Annotated in this window: 2 protein-coding genes; both read right to left on the minus strand. The window is 69.1% G+C overall.

Going from position 1 to position 1,731, the window contains the following annotated elements; all coding sequences use genetic code 11:
- On the minus strand, positions 1–525 hold a 525-nt coding region (locus ACFXAZ_RS39490), incomplete at its 3' end, for an NAD-dependent epimerase/dehydratase family protein (RefSeq protein ID WP_384601905.1).
- Positions 522–1,583, minus strand: a complete 1,062-nt coding sequence (gene galT, locus ACFXAZ_RS39495; RefSeq protein WP_384601908.1) for a galactose-1-phosphate uridylyltransferase — start codon at positions 1,581–1,583, stop codon at positions 522–524. The genes galT and ACFXAZ_RS39490, both read right to left, overlap by 4 nt.
- Positions 1,584–1,731 lie beyond the last annotated feature (148 nt).

A 1,731-nucleotide genomic window follows, 5' to 3' on the forward strand; every position in this document is an offset into this window, starting at 1 on the left:
GCCGTAGGCGCCCGCGACGGTGAAGTAGCGCAGGGAGACCGCGGCCAGGCCGTGGGCGGTGGCCTCGCCGGTGATCATGTGGTCGACGGCGAGTTTGGAGGCGCCGTAGGGGTTGGTGGGGCGGGTGGGGGCGGACTCGGGGATGGGGGTCCGCTCGGGCTCGCCGTAGGTGGCGGCCGTGGAGGAGAAGACGAGGGTGCGCACGCCCGCCTCGCGCATCGCGGCGAGCAGGGCCATGGTGCCGCCGACGTTGTTGTCCCAGTACTTCTCGGGTTTGACGACGGACTCGCCGACCTGGGAGAACGCGGCGAAGTGCAGCACGGCGGCGTAGGAGTCGTCCAGCCATTTGGCGGCGTCGCGGATGTCGCCCTCGATGAAGGCGGCGCCTGCGGGGACGCCCTCGCAAAAGCCGGTGGAGAGGTTGTCGAGGACGGTCACCTCGTGACCGGCCTCCAGCAGATGCTGGGCGACCACGCTCCCGACGTACCCCGCCCCGCCCGTCACCAGGTACTTCAGGTGCTTCATGAACTCGCTACCTCTCGCAGTCGCTCGGCCGCGCGCTCCGGCGGCACGTCGTTGATGAACACGCTCATACCGGATTCGGAGCCCGCGAGGTACTTCAGCTTGCCGGACGTGCGGCGGATGGTGAAAAGTTCCAGGTGCAGCGCGAAGTCGTCACGGCTGACGCCCTCGAAGTCCGCCAGCTGCCCGAAGGGGGCCTGGTGCCAGGCCGCGATGTAGGGCGTCGGGGGCTCGCCGGGTCCGAAGATCCGGTCGAAGCGTTTCAAGAGTTCCAGATAGATCTGAGGGAACTCTGTGCGGGCGGCCTCGTCGAGGGCGGGCAGGTCGGGCACCCTGCGGCGGGGGTACAGGTGGACCTCGTACGGCCAGTGCGCGGCGTACGGGACGAAGGCGGCCCAGTGTTCACCCGTGAGGACTACCCGTTCATCGGCGAGTTCACGGTCCAGGACGGCGTCGAAGAGGTTTTCGCCGCCGCTGGCCTCCCGGTGCGCGGCGAGGCGGCGGAGCGTGGACGCGGTGCGGGGGGTGATGAAGGGGTAGCCGTAGATCTGGCCGTGCGGGTGCTGGAGGGTGACGCCGATCTCGGGGCCGCGGTTCTCGAAGCAGAACACCTGCTGGACGGCGGGCAGCCGGGACAGCTCGGTGGTGCGGTCGGTCCACGCGTCGAGGACGAGCCAGACCTGCTTCTCGCTCAGCTCGGAGAACGAGCTGTCGTGGTCGGAGGTGAAGCAGACCACCTCGCAGCGGCCGGAGTCGCCGGCGAGGGAGGGGAAGCGGTTCTCGAAGACGGCCACGTCGTAGGAGGAGTCCGGGATCTCGCTGAGCCGGTCGCCGCGGGTGGGGCAGAGCGGGCACTGGTCGGCGGGCGGGTGGTACGTACGGCCCTGGCGGTGCGAGGCGATGGCCACGGCGTCGCCGAGCAGCGGGTCGTGGCGGATGCCGGAGGAGGTGACGGTCGGTTCCAGTGGGCGGCGGTCGGCGGCGTCACGCGAGGTGGCGTCGCTCAGGTCGTAGTAGACCAGCTCACGGCCGTCGGCCAGCCGGGTCGAGGTCTTGTTCACGTAGGACTCCCCTGCTTCTGCTTCTTCGCCACCACCTCAGTACATCAACAGAAGTCAACATACCAAAACACAACCCACCAGATTCCGTGACGCTGACCGACTCCGGGGTCGCGAAAGGTCCAGGCCGGTGGCCTCACCCTCCTGACTG

It is taken from the genome of Streptomyces sp. NPDC059477, from assembly GCF_042749375.1.
GTDB lineage: Bacteria > Actinomycetota > Actinomycetes > Streptomycetales > Streptomycetaceae > Streptomyces.